Origin of the sequence: Pseudomonas sp. NPDC089422 (assembly GCF_044749405.1) — a bacterium.
GTDB lineage: Bacteria > Pseudomonadota > Gammaproteobacteria > Pseudomonadales > Pseudomonadaceae > Aquipseudomonas.
This window is the reverse complement of record NZ_JBIVHW010000003.1, coordinates 290,352-308,886: the sequence shown is the minus strand read 5'-3', so window position 1 is coordinate 308,886 and position 18,535 is coordinate 290,352. Positions and strand designations below refer to the sequence as shown.

15 protein-coding genes are annotated in these 18,535 nt (G+C 63.7%); 11 read left to right on the top strand and 4 right to left on the bottom strand.

All coding sequences use genetic code 11. The annotated features are described in order from the left end of the window. Nucleotides 1–52 precede the first annotated feature (52 nt). Nucleotides 53–1,096, top strand: a complete 1,044-nt coding sequence (locus ACIPZ8_RS07550; protein WP_400721065.1) for a calcium/sodium antiporter — start codon at nt 53–55, stop codon at nt 1,094–1,096. A gap of 114 nt (nt 1,097–1,210) precedes the next feature. On the opposite strand, the gene ACIPZ8_RS07545 is transcribed toward ACIPZ8_RS07550, so the two are convergent. The 4 genes from ACIPZ8_RS07545 to ACIPZ8_RS07530 form a co-directional block, all read right to left on the bottom strand. Continuing rightward, on the bottom strand, nt 1,211–2,572 hold the full coding sequence (locus ACIPZ8_RS07545) for an amino acid permease (RefSeq protein WP_400721062.1): 1,362 nt from the start codon (nt 2,570–2,572) through the stop codon (nt 1,211–1,213). A 57-nt stretch (nt 2,573–2,629) separates the two neighbouring features. Further along, complete coding sequence (locus tag ACIPZ8_RS07540) at nt 2,630–3,571, bottom strand: AEC family transporter (protein WP_159412001.1); 942 nt, start codon at nt 3,569–3,571, stop codon at nt 2,630–2,632. Nucleotides 3,572–3,779: 208 nt separating this feature from the next. Next, entirely contained in the window at nt 3,780–4,340 is a 561-nt protein-coding gene (locus tag ACIPZ8_RS07535; RefSeq protein WP_294336280.1) for a response regulator transcription factor, read from the bottom strand. After that, nucleotides 4,340–5,596, bottom strand: coding sequence for an ATP-binding protein (locus ACIPZ8_RS07530; protein ID WP_027920241.1), 1,257 nt, complete (start codon nt 5,594–5,596; stop codon nt 4,340–4,342). Before ACIPZ8_RS07530 ends, ACIPZ8_RS07535 begins: the two co-directional genes overlap by 1 nt. Nucleotides 5,597–5,798: 202 nt before the next feature. Here ACIPZ8_RS07530 and ACIPZ8_RS07525 point away from each other — a divergent pair, with 202 nt between their 5' ends. From ACIPZ8_RS07525 to ACIPZ8_RS07480, 10 genes are all read left to right on the top strand, one after another. After that, nucleotides 5,799–6,515 (top strand): SIMPL domain-containing protein, encoded by a 717-nt coding sequence (locus ACIPZ8_RS07525; protein WP_400721058.1) that lies wholly within the window; start codon nt 5,799–5,801, stop codon nt 6,513–6,515. 299 nt (nt 6,516–6,814) lie between these two features. Next, on the top strand, nt 6,815–8,440 hold the full coding sequence (locus tag ACIPZ8_RS07520) for an ABC transporter substrate-binding protein (protein ID WP_400721055.1): 1,626 nt from the start codon (nt 6,815–6,817) through the stop codon (nt 8,438–8,440). Nucleotides 8,441–8,593: 153 nt separating this feature from the next. Further along, nucleotides 8,594–10,186: an ABC transporter substrate-binding protein gene (locus ACIPZ8_RS07515; protein WP_400721052.1), complete on the top strand. Its 1,593-nt coding sequence runs from the start codon at nt 8,594–8,596 to the stop codon at nt 10,184–10,186. Nucleotides 10,187–10,419: 233 nt separating this feature from the next. Further along, nucleotides 10,420–11,799 (top strand): OprD family porin, encoded by a 1,380-nt coding sequence (locus ACIPZ8_RS07510; protein ID WP_400721049.1) that lies wholly within the window; start codon nt 10,420–10,422, stop codon nt 11,797–11,799. A 73-nt stretch (nt 11,800–11,872) separates the two neighbouring features. Continuing rightward, entirely contained in the window at nt 11,873–13,468 is a 1,596-nt protein-coding gene (locus ACIPZ8_RS07505) for an ABC transporter substrate-binding protein (protein WP_400721046.1), read from the top strand. Nucleotides 13,469–13,542: 74 nt separating this feature from the next. After that, the gene (locus tag ACIPZ8_RS07500) at nt 13,543–14,553 is read left to right on the top strand and encodes an ABC transporter permease subunit (protein ID WP_060511353.1); all 1,011 of its coding nucleotides are present in this window, start codon (nt 13,543–13,545) and stop codon (nt 14,551–14,553) included. 10 nt (nt 14,554–14,563) lie between these two features. Beyond that, the gene (locus ACIPZ8_RS07495; protein WP_103445594.1) at nt 14,564–15,490 is read left to right on the top strand and encodes an ABC transporter permease subunit; all 927 of its coding nucleotides are present in this window, start codon (nt 14,564–14,566) and stop codon (nt 15,488–15,490) included. A 10-nt stretch (nt 15,491–15,500) separates the two neighbouring features. Further along, the gene (locus tag ACIPZ8_RS07490) at nt 15,501–16,469 is read left to right on the top strand and encodes an ABC transporter ATP-binding protein (protein ID WP_400721042.1); all 969 of its coding nucleotides are present in this window, start codon (nt 15,501–15,503) and stop codon (nt 16,467–16,469) included. Then, the gene (locus ACIPZ8_RS07485; protein ID WP_400721039.1) at nt 16,469–17,437 is read left to right on the top strand and encodes a peptide ABC transporter ATP-binding protein; all 969 of its coding nucleotides are present in this window, start codon (nt 16,469–16,471) and stop codon (nt 17,435–17,437) included. The genes ACIPZ8_RS07490 and ACIPZ8_RS07485 overlap by 1 nt, the downstream gene beginning before the upstream one ends. Nucleotides 17,438–17,725: 288 nt before the next feature. Continuing rightward, the gene (locus ACIPZ8_RS07480) at nt 17,726–18,535 is read left to right on the top strand and encodes a helix-turn-helix domain-containing protein (protein WP_400721036.1); all 810 of its coding nucleotides are present in this window, start codon (nt 17,726–17,728) and stop codon (nt 18,533–18,535) included.

Here is an 18,535-nt window from a genome sequence, read left to right as displayed (position 1 = left end):
GAGTCTGATCATTTTCGACCTGGCCACCCTCCCCACCTTCAGCCTGCTGCAAATGGGCGTTGCCCTGCTGCTGCTGATCGCCGGAGCCGAACTCCTGGTGCGTGCCGCCCTGCGCCTGGCCCAGCGCCTGCGCGTGCGGCCACTGATCATCGGCCTCAGCCTGGTGGCCTTCGGCAGTACCGCACCGCAGCTGACCGTGAGCCTGCAGGCCGCCTATCAAGGTGCGCCCGACGTGGCCGTGGGCAGCGTGATCGGCAGCAACATCTTCAATGTGCTGGTCATCCTCGGCCTGGCCGCGTTGATCATCCCGCTGCGGGTATCACGCCAACTGGTGCGCCTGGACATCCCGTTGATGATCGTCGCCAGCGGCGTGGTCTATGCGCTCTGTGCCAATGGCCACCTGGGCCGGGCCGAAGGGCTGCTGCTGCTGCTCGCCCTGGCGGGCTACCTGGCCATGCTGTGGCACCAGTCTCGCAACTATGCCCGCACCTATCCCGCCCAGCATGCCGGGGCGGCCAGCGCCGGACGCTTCTGGTCCGGGACGCTGCTACAAGTACTGTTCGGTCTTGGCCTGCTGAGCCTGGCCGGCCACCTGCTATTGGAAGCAGCCATTGAAGTAGCCACCGATCTCGGCCTGTCCGAACGCGTCATCGGCCTGACCGTGGTCGCCGTGTGCACGTCCCTGCCCGAGCTTGCCGCCGCGCTGATCGCCGCCATTCGAGGCGAGCGGGAGATTGCAGTCGGCACGGTGATCGGCAGCAACCTGTTCAACCTGCTGGCAGTGCTCGGCCTGACGGCGTTGATCACCCCCGAGCCGCTGACCATCTCGCCCAATGCGCTGGCGTTCGACCTGCCGGTCATGCTGGGTGTCGCGGCCCTGAGCCTGCCAGTGTTCTATTCCGGCTACCGTATTACCCGTGTCGAGGGACTGGTTTTCCTCTGCCTGTATCTGGTCTATGGCCTGCATGTGGCGGCCTTTACCATGGGCATGCCGCTGGCCGGCCGCCTCGAGCAGTTGATGCTGTTCTACGTTTTGCCTGTATTGGGTGCGGTGCTGCTGTACACGACTGCGCGGGCTTGGCGCAGGCAACATTAAGGAGTGCCATGCAGGGGATTGCGGGAGGGCCACCAAGCGCATGCCTGTAGCCTTACATCGCCAGTGAGATCGAGCGCCGCGCGGGCGGCGCTCGGTCTCATTGGCGATCAAAATCTAACGGCGAACCTGGCGAGCCTTCTTCAGCTTGAAGGCCACCCAAAGCACTGCAATCCACCCCGGAATCAGCATCACCGAGATGCGGATCGGCGGGGTCAGGTACATCACCACCAGAATCAGCACGATGAACGCCAGGCACAGGTAGTTGGTCAGCGGGTGCCCCCAGCTCTGGTAGAACGGGGTAATCCCGGCCGCCAGCTTGGCCTTGCGGAACTTCAGGTGGGTAATGCTGATGCTGGCCCAGTTGATCACCAGCGCCGACACCGCCAGCGCCATCAACAGGCCGAACGCCTCACCGGGCATCAGGTAGTTGATCAGCACGCACAGGCCGGTCGCAAAGGCCGAAACCCCCAGCGCCGTCAGTGGTACGCCGCTGCGGCTCACCTTCAGCAACTGACGCGGTGCATCACCCTGGCTGGCCAGGCCGAACAGCATGCGGCTGTTGGCGTACACGCAGCTGTTGTACACCGACAGCGCGGCGGTCAGCACCACGATGTTGAGGATCGTCGCCACCAGGTCGCTGTCCAGTTCGTGGAAGATCATCACGAACGGGCTGCCACCCTGCACCACTTTCTGCCAGGGGTACAGCGACAGCAGCACCGCCAGCGCGCCGATGTAGAAGATCAGGATGCGGTAGACCACCTGGTTGGTCGCCTTGGGGATGCTCTGGCGCGGGTTATCGGCCTCGGCGGCCGTGATACCGACCAGCTCCAGGCCACCGAACGAGAACATGATCACCGCCAGCGCCATCACCAGCCCGGTCACGCCATTGGGGAAGAACCCGCCGTACTGCCACAGGTTGGCTACGCTGGCATCCGGTCCGCCGTGGCCGCTGGCGAGCAGCCAGGCACCGAAGCCGATCATGCTGACGATAGCCACCACCTTGACCAGGGCGAACCAGAACTCCATCTCGCCGTAGACCCTCACCTGGGTCAGGTTGATCAGGTTGATGACCACGAAGAAGATCGCCGCCGTGGCCCAGGTCGGGAACTCCGGCCACCAGTACTGCACATAGATACCCACGGCCGTGAGCTCGGCCATGCCGACCAGCACGTACACCACCCAGTAGTTCCAACCGGAGACGAACCCGGCGAACTCGCTCCAGTATTGGTGGGCAAAGTGGCTGAAGCTGCCGGCGACCGGCTCCTCGACCACCATCTCACCCAATTGGCGCATGATGAAGAAGGCCATCAGACCGGCGATGGCGTAGCCCAGCAAAACGGAGGGGCCAGCCAGCTGGATGGTCTGGGCGATGCCCAGAAACAGCCCGGTGCCCACGGCACCACCCAGCGCGATCAGCTGAATATGGCGATTCTTCAACCCGCGCTTCAGCGGCTCGGGCGTGCTCTGGTCTTGCATGAAATGTCCTTTGGCTCAGTGAGGCAGTCTTGTTGCTGTTGTTTTGCAGTCAAGGATCTAGATCCATCCGCCCCACTGCAAGATGAAAATACCAATGTTGGTGGTGATCGCCGCCATTAGCGTGGTAATCACGATGATCGAGGCCGCCAGCTCATGGTTGCCGTTGGCGGCGCGGGCCATGACATAGCTGGCCGCCGCCGTCGGGCTGCCGATGTAGAGGAACAGGATGCCCAGCTCGGCTCCACGGAAACCGCACAACCAGGCACCCAGGGTGCCGATCAGTGGCAGCCAGACCATCTTCACCAGGCTGGCATCGATGGCCAGCTTGCCGCTGTCGCGCAGCGCCGCCAGTGACAGGGTACCGCCGATGCAGATCAGCGCCAGCGGCAGGGTCATCTGCGCCAGGTAGTCGCCCGAGGTGAGCAGCCAGTTGGGCAGCGGCACCTGGCCGTAAGCCATGGGCGTGGCGACCAGCACGCTGATGATCAATGGGTTGCTGAAGATGCTCTTGCAGATGCTCCAGGGGTCGGACTTGAGGTCCGGGCTGTACACCGCCAGCACCACCGACGACAGCGAGTTGTACATGAGGATCACCAGGCCGGCGAGCACCGCCCCCAGGGAGATGCCGTAATCGCCATAGAGACTGGCGGCCAGGGCCAGGCCGATCACACCGTTGTTGCCGCGGAACGCACCCTGGGTGTAGATGCCGCGATCGGCCAGCGGGCTGCGCCAGATGGCCATGCCCCAGGACACGGCAAAGCCGACCAGGGTGGCGGCGACGAAATAGAGGATGACCTTGGGCTGCACCGCTGTGGCCAGGTCGGCGTGGTAGATGCCGAGGAACAGCAACGCCGGCATGCAGACGTTGAACACCAGCTGCGAGGCGACGCGGTTGAAATTGTCGTCGATCAGGTGGATGCGTTTGAGCAGCACGCCCATGAACAGCATGGCGAAGACGGGCGCCGTGATGTTCAGCGTCTGGATGAGAAGGGCGAGCATGCGCAAGCGGTCCTGATGAGGTTGCCGTTAGGCGGCTGATGATACGCCAACGCGTCAGGAAATGCGGGGATCGAGCAGGACTTTAAACATGTTTCTGTCTGCACCGGCCTCTTCGCGGGTAAACCCGCTCCTACAGGAATTGCTACAGGCCCGAGGGCTGCGCAGAACCTGTGGGAGCGGGCTTACCCGCGAACAAGCCAACGCTGAATCAGCGGCGGACCGGGCGCTTCTGCAGTTTGCGCTGCAAGGTCCGGCGGTGCATGCCCAATGCCCGCGCGGTGGCGGAGATATTGCCCTCGTGCTCGTTCAGCACGCGCTGGATGTGCTCCCACTGCAGGCGGTCCACCGACATCGGGTTTTCCGGCACCAGCGAGTCCAGGTCGGCATGCTCCGACAGCAGCGCGGCCAGCACGTCGTCGGCGTCGGCCGGCTTGCACAGGTAGTTGCAGGCACCACGCTTGACCGCCTCGACGGCGGTGGCGATGCTCGAGTAACCGGTGAGGATCACCACGCGCATCTCCGGGTCCAGCTCCAGCAGCTTGGGCAGCAGCACCAGGCCCGAGTCGCCTTCCATCTTCAGGTCCAGCGTGGCGTAGTCCGGCAGGTCCTGCTGGGCCAGGATCAGGCCTTCTTCAGCGGAACCGGCAGTGCTCACGCGGAAACCACGGCGGCTCATGGCGCGGGCCATGACCCGGGTAAAGGTGGCGTCATCGTCCACCAGCAGCAGGTGCGGCAGCTCTTCGCTTTCGACCTGGTTTTCTTCGCTCATCATTCATCTCCTCGCTTGCCATGGGGCAGGCGCAGTTCGGTCAGGGTGCCACCCTGTTCATGACTATAGAGTTTCACCGAACCGCCCGCACGGGTCACGCTGGCCTTGCTCAAGAACAGGCCCAGGCCGAAGCCTTTGCCTTTGGTGGTAATGAAGGGTTTGCCGATCGCTTCGGCAATGGCCGGCGGCACGCCGGGGCCATGGTCGCGGATGCTGATCAGGATGTCCTGGGCATCCCAGTCAAGGGTCACCTGCAGGTCATCGGGGCAGGCATCGGCGGCATTGTTCAGCAGGTTCAGCAGTGCCTGGGTCAGGTCCGGTGGCGGCGTCAGGCGCGGCACCTGGCCGTCGCGCAGGCGCTGGAAGCGGTAGCTGGCCTCCGGGCGCATCAGGTGCCAGCGGTTCAGCGCCTCGTCGAGCCAGGCGGTGACGTCCTGTTCGACCACGGCCAGGCGGCGGTTGGCCTCGGCGGCGCGCACCAGCTGCTGCAAGGTTTCCTTGCACAGCTTGACCTGGTCCTGAAGGATCTGCAGGTCTTCCTGCAACAGGGGGTCGGTGTGATCCTGGCGCATCTCATTGAGCAGCACGCTCATGGTCGCCAGCGGTGTGCCCAGTTCGTGGGCCGCGCCAGCAGCCTGGGTGGCCACGGCCAGCAGCTGTTCATCACGCAGGCTTTCTTCGCGGCGCTCGGAACGCAGTTGCTCCTGGCGACGCAGCTCCTCGGCCATGCGCGCGGCGAAGAAGGTAATCACCGCAGCGGCCAGGGCGATACTCAGCCACATGCCATAGACCTGCATCTTGTCCCGCGCCATCGGCAGCCCCTCGAGCGGGTAGAACTGCACCAGCAGCAGGCTGTAGGCCGTCAGGGCGATGCCCGAGAGGATCAGCGAATACAGCCACGGCAAGGTCACCGCGGCGATGGCCAGCGGCACCAGGTAATAGGACACGAACGGGTTGGTCGAGCCCCCCGAGTAGTACAGCAAGGCACTGTGGATCAGCAGGTCGCAGGCGAGCTGCAAGGCATATTCGGTCTCGGTGACCGGCAGCGACAGGCGCAGGCGCAAGGCGGTAAAGGCGCAGAGCAGCGACGACAGGGCCAGGGTCGCGGCCAGCGAGAGCCACGGCAGCGGCAGCAGGTCGGTCCAGTAGGCGACGCCCACGGAGCCTGCCTGGGCGGCCAGGACCAGAACGCGAATGACAGTCAGGCGCCAGAGGTTCTGACGTGTTGCGGACAACGGTTGTGCGGCGGCGAGCATGCGCTCTCCCGATGAGTGCTCCAGGAAAATCGGCTGGAGTATACCGAAGCCGGGCGCCCCACTGCAGCGATGCGGCAAAGCGCCACACTTTGTCACAAGTTCATGATGGCACTTTTGAACCCACTACACTGGTCCCGGTCTGATGGGCCATGCGTGGAATGGATGAACACAATCCACGCCCACTATTGCCAAGGAGTTACACATGCACATCCCACGTCGCGGCGCGGCCCTGATCCTGTCCTGCGGCCTGCTCGCCAGCCTGCCGGCGCTGGCGGCCGACGAGCCGCGCTACAACCAGGTATCGCTGCGCGCCGAAGTCAGCAAGGAAGTGGCTCGCGACCTGATGGTCGTGACCCTCTACAGCGAAGCGCAGAATACCGACCCGGGCAAGCTCGCCAAGCAGATCACCGAAACCATGAACAAGGCCGTGCAACAGGCGCGCCAGGTCAAGGACGTGAAGATCAGCCAGGGCAGCCGCAACAGCTACCCGGTGTATGACAGCAAGGGCCAGAAGATCACCGGCTGGCGCGAGCGCGCCGAGCTGCGCCTGGAAGGTGCCGACTTCCCGGCCCTGTCCCAGCTCACCGCCGACCTGCTACAGGACCTGAAGATGGGTGGCATGGACTTCTCCATTGCCCCGGCCACGCGCAAGGCCAGCGAAGACGAGCTGCTCAAGGATGCGGTGAATGCGTTCAAGGCCCGGGCGCAGCTGGCCACCGAAGCGTTGGGGGGCAAGGGCTATAAAGTGGTCAGCCTGAACCTGAACAGTTCCGGCTACCCGCGCCCTTACCTGCGTAGCGCGCCGATGGCGATGATGGCGAAGGGTGCAGACGAGGCGGCGCCTGCGCCGGATATCGAGGCGGGTACCAGTGAAGTCAGCATGAATGCCGATGGCCTGATCGAAGTGCAGATGCCCTGAAGATCGCCAGGGGCGCTTCGCGCCCCCTTTCGCCAAATTCAGATATTTCCTACGCACTATAGAGGTGCGCCCTACACCCTCCCCCGCCCCGAAACATCCAGCAAAAAGCCATCATTTAGCCCTCGCAAACGTTCAACTTCGCGGAAAGTTATACGAATGCGACATCCATGTACGCTCGTACTACTTTTCTGACGCCAACTATCCTTCTGCCTGTTGCATTGGGAATACCCCCTGCATAAGTATCCGCAGGTCGGCTCACGAGGCCACCTCAAACCAAAAATGACAACAATGAGGCCACCATGCTCAAACACGCAGTCATTCCGTTCCTGCTCGGTGCAGGCTTGCTCGCCGGCGCTCCGCTGGCCCAGGCCGCGTCCAACCTGGTGTTCTGCTCCGAAGGCAGCCCGGCCGGCTTCGACCCGGGGCAATACACCACCGGAACCGACTTCGACGCCTCGGCCGAGACCGTATTCAACCGCCTGACCCAGTTCGAACGCGGCGGTACCGCGGTCATCCCTGGCCTGGCGACTAAATGGGACGTGGCCGACGACGGCAAGACCTACACCTTCCACCTGCGCGGAGGGGTCAAGTTCCACACCACCGACTACTTCAAGCCGACCCGCGAATTCAACGCCGACGACGTGCTGTTCACCTTCAACCGCATGCTCGACAAGAATCACCCGTTCCGTAAGGCCTACCCCACCGAATTCCCGTACTTCACCGACATGGGCATGGACAAGAACATCACCAAGGTGGAGAAGCTCGACGATCACACGGTGAAATTCACCCTGAACGAAGTGGACGCCGCATTCATCCAGAACCTGGCCATGAGCTTCGCCTCCATCCAGTCCGCCGAATACGCCGACCAGCTGCTCAAGGACGGCAAGGCCGCCGATATCAACCAGAAGCCGATCGGCACCGGCCCGTTCGTGTTCAGCAAGTACCAGAAAGACGCGCAGATCCGCTTCAAGGGCAACAAGGACTACTGGAAGCCCGAGGACGTGAAGATCGACAACCTGATCTTCGCCATCACCACCGACGCCTCGGTGCGCATGCAGAAGCTGAAGAAGAACGAATGCCAGGTCACCCTGTTCCCGCGGCCGGCCGACATCGAGCCGTTGAAGGCCGACAAGAACCTGCAGATGCCGCAACAGGCCGGCTTCAACCTCGGCTACATCGCCTACAACGTGATGGACAAGATCAAGGGCAGCAACGAGCCCAACCCGATGGCCCAGCTGAAAGTCCGCGAAGCGCTGGACATGGCGGTGGACAAGAAGAAAATCATCGAGTCGGTCTACCAGGGTGCCGGCCAGCTGGCAGTCAATGCCATGCCGCCCACCCAGTGGTCCTATGACACCAGTATCAAGGACGCACCGTACGACCCAGAGAAGGCCAAGCAACTGCTCAAGGAAGCCGGCATCAAGGAAGGCACCGAGATCACCCTGTGGGCCATGCCCGTGCAACGCCCGTATAACCCCAATGCCAAGCTGATGGCCGAGATGCTGCAGTCCGACTGGGCCAAGATCGGTATCAAGGCGAAGATCGTCAGCTACGAATGGGGCGAATACATCAAGCGTTCCAAAGGCGGCGAACAGGGCGCCATGCTGATCGGCTGGAGCGGCGACAACGGTGACCCGGACAACTGGCTGGGCACCCTCTACGGCTGCGACGCCATCGACGGCAACAACTTCTCCAAGTGGTGCTACAAGCCCTACGACGACCTGATCAAGCAGGCCAAGGCCACGTCCGACCAGGCCAAACGGACCGAGCTGTACCAGAAGGCCCAGCACATCCTCAAGGAGCAGGTGCCGATCACCCCGATCGCCCACTCCACGGTGTACCAGCCGATGAGTGCCAAGGTGAAGGACTTCAAGATCAGCCCGTTCGCGTTGAACGCCTTCTACGGCGTCAGCGTGGACAAATAGGGTAGATCCCGGCCCCCGCCAGACCGCGGCGGGGGCCACTTCACCGCAACCAAGCACTGCACGCCCGCTCCGACGCTACCCGCGACGGTGTCGGGAAACTGTTGCCGCCATTCATACCCCGAAGCGGCTTGAACAGCTGGAAAAGGAACCGCCATGCGCCACGTCACCTGCCTTTCGACCCTGCTTGCCCTCGGCCTGCTGAGCCAGGCCCCTGCCCTTCAGGCCAGGAACCTGGTGTTCTGCTCCGAAGGCAGCCCGGCCGGCTTCGATACCGCCCAGTACACCAGTGCCACCGACAATGACGCCGCCGAGCCGATCTACAACCGGCTGGTGGAGTTCGAACGCGGCGGCACGGCCGTGCACCCGGCGCTGGCGACGAAATGGGAGGTATCCGACGATGGCCTGCGTTACACCTTCCACCTGCGCGAGGGCGTGAAGTTCCACGCCAACAAGGCCTTCGAACCAAGCCGTGATTTCAACGCCGACGACGTGCTGTTCACCTTCAACCGCATGCTCGACAAGGACCAGCCGTTCCGTAAGGCCTACCCCACCGAATTCCCGTACTTCGTCAGCATGGGCCTGGACAAGAACATCGCCAAGGTCGAGAAAACCGGCCCGCTGACCGTGGTGTTCACCCTGAACAAGGTCGATGCCGCATTCATCCAGAACCTGGCGATGAGCTTCGCCTCGATACTGTCGGCCGAGTACGCCGAAACGTTGCTGGCCAGCGGGCGCCCCAGCGACATCAACCAGCAACCGATCGGCACCGGGCCGTTCGTGTTCCAGCGTTATCAGAAGGACTCGCAGATCCGCTTCAAGGGGAACAAAGACTATTGGGCACCGGAGCAGGTGAAGATCGACAACCTGGTGTTCTCGATCAACACCGACCCGTCGGTGCGCATCCAGAAGCTGCGCCGCAACGAGTGCCAGGTCACCCTGCACCCGCGCCCGGCCGACCTGGCCGCGCTCAAGGCCGACGACAAACTGCAGGTCTTGCAGCAGCCGGGCTTCAACCTCGGCTACATCGCCTACAACACCCAGCACCCACCGTTCGACCGCCTGGAAGTGCGCCAGGCCATGGACATGGCGGTGAACAAGCAGGCCATCCTCCAGGCGGTGTACCAGGACTCCGGCCAGCTGGCGGTCAATGCCATGCCGCCGACCCAGTGGTCCTATGACAACAGCCTCAAGGACGCGCCCTTCGACCCGGAAAAGGCCAAACAGCTGCTGCAGCAGGCCGGGGTCAAGCCGGGCACCGAGGTCACCCTGTGGGCCATGCCCGTGCAGCGCCCGTACAACCCCAACGCCAAGCTGATGGCCGAGATGCTCCAGGCCGACTGGAGCAAGCTTGGCTTCAAGGTGCGCATCGTCAGCTACGAGTGGGGCGAATACCTCAAGCGCATGAAGAGCGGCGAGCACGACATTGCCCTGATCGGCTGGACCGGCGACAACGGTGACCCGGACAACTGGCTCGGCACTCTCTACAACTGCGACGCCATCGGCAGCAACAACTACTCGCTGTGGTGCGACCCGCAGTACGACAGCCTGGTCAAGCAGGCCAAGCAGGTCACCGACCGCGAACAGCGCACGGCGCTGTACCAGCAGGCCCAGCAGCGCCTGAAGCAGCAGGTGCCGATCACTCCGGTGGCGCACTCCACGGTGAACCAGCCGCTGAGCATCAAGGTGGCCGATTTCAAGGTCAGCCCGTTCGGGCGCAATGACTTTTCCGGTGTGAGTGTTGACTGACCTTTAGCCCTCCGGGGCCTCTTCGCGGGTAAACCCGCGCCCACAAGATCACTACAGGTTCGGAACTTGCGGCCTACCTGTGGGAGCCGGCTTGCCGGCGATGAGGCCCGGACAGCCAACACAACTCCCCCGACTTGGCCCGGCGACCCCGGGCAACCCTGGCAACACCGCAGCAAGCAACCCGGCCCACAAGGCCAGGCAATAACTAAAAGAACAGAAAGGGAGCTTTAACCTTGAGACTATTCACCTTGACCGCTTTGGCCTTGTCCATCGGCACCTTTTCCGCCGTGACAGAGGCCGACACCCAGAGCCAGGACTTTGTCCCGATCACCCTGAAATCCACCAGCGAACAGGACCAGGCCAACGGTTTCATCGACGGCCAGAGCCTGTCCGGCAGCACCCGCAACTGGTACGCCCACGAACGCGCCACCCGCGCACCGCTGTGGAAGTACTACAAGGCCGACGGTACCCGCCACGACACCCACAGCCGCGACAACTGGGTACAAGGCACCATCCTCAACTACAGCTCGGGCTTTACCCAGGGCACTGTCGGCTTTGCCGTCGAGGCCGCCGGCTACAACGCCATCGCCCTCCAGCAGGGCCGCGCCGCGATCGCCGGGCCGAACAACCGAACGCTCACCCACAGCGACGGCGACCCGGTCGACCAGTGGAGCAAGATGGGCCTGGCCAACGTCAAGGCCCGCGTCTCCAACACCACCCTCACCGTTGGCCGCCAGTCAGTGGACACGCCGATGATCGCCTACATCGGCAACCGTGCGCTGCCGTCGAGCTTCCAGGGCGCGTTCCTGCACAGTGCCGAGTTCGACAACCTGTCGCTCGACCTGGGTACCTTCGACCGCGTTTCGCCGCGCACCGAACAGAGCCTGAGCAAGTTCCGCAGCGAATACAGCGCCACCGGCGTCGAGACCGACCGCGCCAGCACCGCCGGGGTCAACTACCAGCCGTTCAAGAGCCTGAGCACCAGCCTGTACGCCACCAAGGTCGACGACTTCTGGAACCAGTACTACTTTGGCGCCAACCACGTACTCGGCGACAACGCCGTGCTCGCCCTGACCACCGGCCTGAACTACTACAAGACGGTGGACGAAGGCAGCAAGAAGATGGGCGAGATCGACAACGACACCTACAGCCTGTCGTTCGGCCTGACCCACCAGGCGCACACCCTCACGGCGTCATGGCAGCAGGTCAACGGCAACGAATACTTCGACTACCTGCACGAAACCAACGGCATCTACCTGGCCAACTCGCTGCTGTCGGACTTCAACGGCCCCAACGAGAAATCCCTGCAGCTTTCCTATGTGCTGAACATGGCGCCCTACGGCGTGCCGGGCCTGAAATTCAACCTGTACAACGCCCGCGGCTGGGGCATCGACGGCACCCACTACCGTGGCACTGCCTACGACGTGAACGGCCTGGACGGTGAAACCCACTACGAGTGGGGCATCGGCACCAGCTACGCCGTGCAGAGCGGGCCGTTCAAGGACACCAGCATCCGCGCCACCTACACCGCGCACCGCGCCAGCAAGGCCCAGGGTGATGGCAGCCTGGACGAGTTCCGCGTGGTCACCACCATTCCATTCAACATTCTCTGACCGCTGGCGCCATGGCCCGCTTCAACCCGGGCCGTGGCGGCTACGCTGGAATCAATGCATGCAGGGAGTTTCCATGACATCGCTACCGCTCCGCGCTGCCCTGGCAGCGGTCATCCTCGGCGCCGCCGGCAATCTTGCGGCCAAGCCGCTGGTGGTGTGCACCGAAGCCAGCCCGGAAGGCTTCGACATCGTCCAGTACACCACCGCCGTGACCGCCGATGCCTCGGCCGAAACGGTGTTCAACCGCCTGGTCGACTTCAAGCCCGGCACCACCGACATCCAGCCGGCCCTGGCCGAACGCTGGGACATTTCGCCCGACGGCCTGACCTACACGTTCCACCTTCGCCAGGGGGTGAAGTTCCACACCACCGACTACTTCAAGCCGACCCGCGACTTCAATGCCGACGACGTGCTGTGGAGCCTGAATCGCCAACTCGACCCGCACCACCCGTGGCACGACAAAAGCAGTGTCGGCTACCCGTACTTCGAGAGCATGGCCTTCAAGGACCTGCTCAAATCGGTAGCCAAGACCGACGACCACACCGTGGTGATCACCCTGACCCGCCCCGAAGCGCCGTTCCTGCGCGACATGGCCATGGCCTTCACCTCGATCTACTCTGCCGAATACGGCGACCAGCTGCTCAAGGCCGGCAAGACCGGCGACCTCAACAGCAAGCCGATCGGCACTGGCCCGTTCATTTTCCAGCGCTACAACAAGGATGCCCAGGTTCGCTACAAGCCCAACCCGGACTACTTCCGCGGCAAGCCACCGGCCGACGCGCTGATCTTTGCCATCGCCACCGACAGCAACGTGCGCCTGCAGAAGCTGCGTGCCAATGAATGCCAGGTGGCGCTTTACCCCAAGCCCGATGACATACCGTCGATCAAGCAGGACCCGACACTCAAGGTCGACGAAATCGAAGCCCTGGTCACCGGCTACATCGCCATGAACACCGAACACAAGTACCTGAGCGACGTGCGGGTGCGCAAAGCCATCAACATGGCCTTTGACCGCCAGACCCACGTCGACCAGCTGTTCGGCAAGGGCAACGCACTGGTCGGCGTGAACCCCTACCCACCGACCATGATCGGCTTCAACACCGAGAACAGGAACCCGCCCCGCGACCTGGCCAAGGCCCGCGAGCTGCTCAAGCAGGCCGGGGTGCCGGAAGGCACGGTGATCACCCTGTTCACCCGCAACGGCGGCGGCGCGACCAACCCCAACCCGCGCCTGTCCGGCGAAATGCTCCAGGCCGACCTCAAGCAGATCGGCCTGAAGCTGGACATCCGCGTGATGGAGTGGGCCGAGATGCTGCGCCGCGCCAAGAACGGCGAGGCCGACCTGGTGTCCACCGGCTGGGCCGGCGACAACGGCGACCCGGACAATTTCCTCAGCCCGCTGCTCAGTTGCGATGCCGCAAAAAGCGGCGAGAACTATGCGCGCTGGTGCAACCCCAAATTCCAGGAACTGATCACCCGCGCCCGCGAAGTGATCGACAACGACCAACGCGCCAGGCTCTATGCCGAGGCTTTGAAGGTGTACGATGACGATCAACCCTGGATCAGCATGGCCCATCCGAAGATGTTCACCGCCATGCGTGACAACGTGGAGGGCTACGTGATCAACCCTCTGACCAACAACAACTTCGCCACCACCAAGGTGAAGTAGAACAACAACGATCGCCGGGACCCCACACGGGCACCGGCGGCACTGCGTGACCTGCTGATGAGGTAACCCCGACAATGTTGAGTTTTATTGCCCGGCGCCTGGGCCTGCTGATACCGACCTTCTTCGGTATCACCTTGCTGACCTTCGCGCTCATACGCCTGATCCCCGGCGACCCGGTGGAAGTGATGATGGGCGAGCGCAGGGTCGACCCCGAAATGCACGCCCAGGCCATGGAGCGCCTGGGCCTGAACAAGCCGTTGCCGGTCCAGTACCTGGACTATGTCGGCAAGCTGGCCCAGGGCGATCTCGGTGAATCGCTGCGCACCCGCGAGAGCGTGTGGACCGAGTTTCTCACCCTGTTCCCCGCCACCCTGGAGCTGGCCCTGGCCGCCTTGCTGTTCGCCGGCGTGGTCGGCCTGCTGGCCGGGGTGATTGCCGCGCTCAAGCGCGGTTCACTGTTCGACCACGGGGTGATGGGGGTTTCCCTGGCCGGCTATTCGATGCCGATCTTCTGGTGGGGCCTGATCCTGATCATGTTCTTCTCGGTGAGCCTGGGCTGGACCCCGGTATCCGGGCGCATCGACCTGCTCTACGACATCGAGCCGAAGACCGGCTTCATGCTCATCGACACCCTGCTCAGCGACGAGGAAGGCGCGTTCAAGGACGCGGTGATGCACCTGATCCTGCCGGCAATCGTGCTCGGCACCATCCCGCTGGCGGTGATCGCCCGCATGACCCGTTCGTCGATGCTCGAAGTGCTGCGCGAAGACTACATCCGCACCGCCCGCGCCAAGGGCCTGTCGCCCGCCCGTGTGGTGTTCGTGCATGGCCTGCGCAACGCGCTGATCCCGGTGCTGACGGTGTTCGGCCTGCAGGTCGGCACGCTGCTGGCCGGCGCCGTGCTCACCGAAACCATCTTCTCCTGGCCGGGCATCGGCAAATGGCTGATCGAAGCCATCGGCGCCCGTGACTACCCCGTGGTCCAGAACGGCATCCTGTTGATCGCCTGCCTGGTGATCCTGGTCAACTTCGTCGTGGATATCCTCTACGGCCTGGCCAACCCACGCATCCGTCATCAGCGCTGAGGCCTTCGCCATGACTAGCCCGATTCCGAAATCCGTCACACCGGCCAGCCCGGTGGACCAGAGCCTGCTCTACCCCTCACCGTACAAAGAATTCTGGCACGCCTTCTCGCGCAACAAGGGCGCGGTGATGGGCCTGGCCTTCATGTGCCTGGTGGTGTTCTGCGCCCTGTTCGCGCCGTGGGTCGCCCCCCATGACCCGAGCGAGCAGTACCGCGACTTCCTGCTGACCCCACCGGTGTGGCTTGAAGGCGGCAGCTGGCAGTTCATCCTCGGCACCGACGAACTGGGCCGCGACCTGCTGTCGCGGCTGATCCAGGGCGCGCGGCTGTCGCTGCTGATCGGCCTGTCATCGGTGGTGATGTCGCTGATCCCGGGGATCCTGCTGGGCCTGCTGGCGGGCTTCTTCCCGCAGGTGCTCGGCCCATCGATCATGCGCCTGATGGACGTGATGCTGGCCCTGCCGTCGCTGCTACTGGCGGTGGCCATCGTCGCCATCCTCGGCCCAGGCCTGATCAACACGGTGATCGCCATCGCCATCGTGTCGTTGCCGTCCTACGTGCGCCTGACCCGCGCTGCGGTGATGGGCGAACTGAACCGTGACTACGTCACTGCCGCACGCCTGGCCGGTGCCGGGCTGCCACGGCTGATGTTCGTCACCGTGCTGCCCAACTGCATGGCACCGCTGATCGTGCAGGCAACCTTGAGCTTCTCCTCGGCGATCCTCGACGCCGCCGCGCTGGGCTTCCTCGGCCTCGGCGTGCAGCCGCCAACCCCCGAGTGGGGCACCATGCTGGCTTCGGCCCGTGACTACATCGAGCGCGCCTGGTGGGTGGTGAGCCTGCCTGGCCTGACCATTCTGCTCAGTGTGCTGGCAATCAACCTGATGGGCGACGGCCTGCGCGATGCGCTGGACCCGAAACTCAAGAACGCCGCCTGAGGAGAACGCCATGTCACTGTTGCAGATCAACAACCTGAACGTGCGCTTCGGCGACGCCAATGCCGTGCCCGTGGTCGACGGCCTGGACCTGACGGTGGAGGCCGGCGAAATCCTGGCCATCGTCGGCGAATCCGGCTCGGGCAAGTCCGTCACCATGATGGCCCTGATGAGCCTGATCGACGCCCCCGGGCGCATCACCGCCGATTCGCTCACCTTCGATGGCACCGACATGCTCAAGCTCAGCGGTCGCCAGCGGCGCAAGGTGGTGGGCAAGGACATCGCCATGGTCTTCCAGGACCCGATGACCGCGCTCAACCCCAGCTACACCGTCGGCTACCAGATCGAGGAAGTGCTGCGCCAGCACCTGGGCCTGAAAGGCAAGGCTGCGCGCCAGCGTGCCCTTGAGCTGTTGAAGAAAGTCGAAATCCCGGCTGCCGAAAGCCGCCTGGACGCCTATCCGCACCAGCTCTCCGGCGGCATGAGCCAGCGCGTCGCCATCGCCATGGCCATTGCCGGCGAACCCAAGCTGCTGATCGCCGACGAACCGACCACCGCGCTGGACGTGACCATCCAGGCGCAGATCATGGAGCTGCTGGTCAACCTGCAGAAGGAGCGCAACATGGCGCTCATCCTGATCACCCACGACCTGGCCGTGGTCGCCGAAACCGCCAGACGCGTGTGCGTGATGTACGCCGGCCAGGCCGTGGAAGTCGGCCAGGTGCCGGAGCTGTTCGACGTACCCGCCCACCCCTACAGCGAAGCGCTGCTGGCGGCGATCCCCGAGCACAGCGTCGGCGCCGAGCGCCTGGCCACCCTGCCCGGCATCGTCCCCGGTCGCTATGACCGCCCGGCCGGCTGCCTGCTGTCGCCGCGCTGCCCGTACGTGCAGGACAACTGCCGCCACCAGCGCCCGCCCCTCGACCCGCAGGCCCACAGCCTGGTGCGTTGCTTCTACCCGTTGAACCAGGAGGTGGCGTGATGGCCGTCGTTCTCACTGCCCGGGAGCTGACCCGGCATTACGAAGTCTCCCGCGGGCTGTTCAAGGGCCACGCCCTGGTGCGCGCACTCAATGGCGTGTCGTTCGAACTGGAGGCCGGCAAGACCCTGGCCGTAGTCGGTGAATCCGGCTGCGGCAAGTCGACCCTGGCCCGTGCCCTGACGCTGATCGAAGAGCCTTCCTCCGGCTCGCTGCAGATTGCTGGCACCGAGGTGAAGGGCGCCAGCAAGTCCGAGCGCAAGCAACTGCGCCGCGATGTGCAGATGGTGTTCCAGAGCCCATATGCCTCACTCAACCCGCGGCAGAAGATTGGTGACCAGCTGGCCGAGCCGCTGCTGATCAACACCTCGCTGAGCAAGGCCGAGCGGCGCGAGAAAGTGCAGAAGATGATGGAGCAGGTCGGCCTGCGCCCCGAGCATTATCAGCGCTACCCGCACATGTTCTCCGGCGGTCAGCGCCAGCGGATTGCCCTGGCCCGGGCGATGATGCTGCAACCGAAGGTGCTGGTGGCGGATGAGCCGACTTCGGCGCTGGACGTATCGATCCAGGCCCAGGTGCTGAACCTGTTCATGGACTTGCAGAAGGAGTTCAACACCGCCTACGTGTTCATCTCGCACAACCTCGCGGTGGTGCGGCACGTGGCCGATCAGGTGCTGGTGATGTACCTCGGGCGGCCGGCGGAGATGGGGCCGAAGGAGGATATCTACGACAAGCCGCTGCATCCGTATACCCAGGCGCTGTTGTCGGCGACCCCGGCGATTCACCCGGACCCGCTGAAACCGAAGATCCGCATTGCCGGGGAACTGCCCAACCCGCTCAATCCGCCGGATGGGTGCGCGTTTCACAAGCGTTGCCCGTATGCGACCGAGCGCTGTGCCAAGGAAGTGCCGGCGCTGCGGCAGGTGAGTACGCGGCAGGTGGCTTGCCACTATGCCGAGCAGTTTCTCTAGGGTTTAGATCGCTGGGGCCGCTTTGCGGCCCCGGCAATCTCAATGCATAAAGAACCAGATCAGGATAATCACGGGAATCGGCACCCCAATCATCCACAGCAGTATCGAGCGCATGGCCTTTCTCCTTGTTCGATGGTGAACAAGGCCGTGCACTCGCCATGCCACTCGTATCAAAAAATTACTTCCAATAAAATCAAAAGGTTATGTTATTAGCCGCTTGATAGAACCATGCAAAACGCCTGATCGACACCCTTGCACCTGGGTGTTCTGCAATGCACTATCGACCCCATGACCGCCACCACCCTCCCCGACGGCCCCGAGCAGACCCCGCTGACCGCCGACACCGTGCTGCGCTACCACCTGTGCTGGAAGCACCGCGACCTCGACGGCGTCATCGCGCTGTACCACCCCGACATCCAGTACCACGACTTCTTCCAGAACCGCGTACTCGGCTACCGCGAGCTGCGCGACTACGTGCGCGCCTGCCTGCCCCATGAAGCTGGCGAGGACATCGTCCACAGCGACCGCATCCGCGTCGACGGCTGCACGGCCTTCATCCAGTACCAGGTCACGGTGCAGGGCGGCGACGGCCTGGTGGCGTTCCAGTCCAGCGAAGCGATCACCGTCAAGGACGGCCTGATCTGGCGGGTCAACGAGTACGCCACCCTGGTTCGCCAGAACGGCAACAGTCTGGTCAGTGGTGGCCCGCGCCCGGCCACCAGCCGCCTGGGCCTGTCGCCACGGCAGCTGTCGACCATGGCCCAGGACCTGGAGCACTACTTCCAGCGCCAGCGCCCCTACCTCGACCCGGAACTGGACCTGCAGCAGGTGGCCGACGCCAGCGGCTACAGCCGCAACCAGATCTCCTACCTGCTCAACCAGGTGCTCGGGCAAAGCTTCTACCGCTATGTCAACCAGGCGCGCCTGCAACACCTGATGGCCAGCCTCGACGACGACAGCGTCGAGGCGCCGATCGACGACCTGGCCTTCAACGCCGGTTTCAACTCGCTGTCTGCGTTCTACAAGTGCTTCCGTGAACACACCGGCCTCACCCCCAAGGCCTATCTCAAGCAAATTTCCCTGCGTGCACGCACGTAA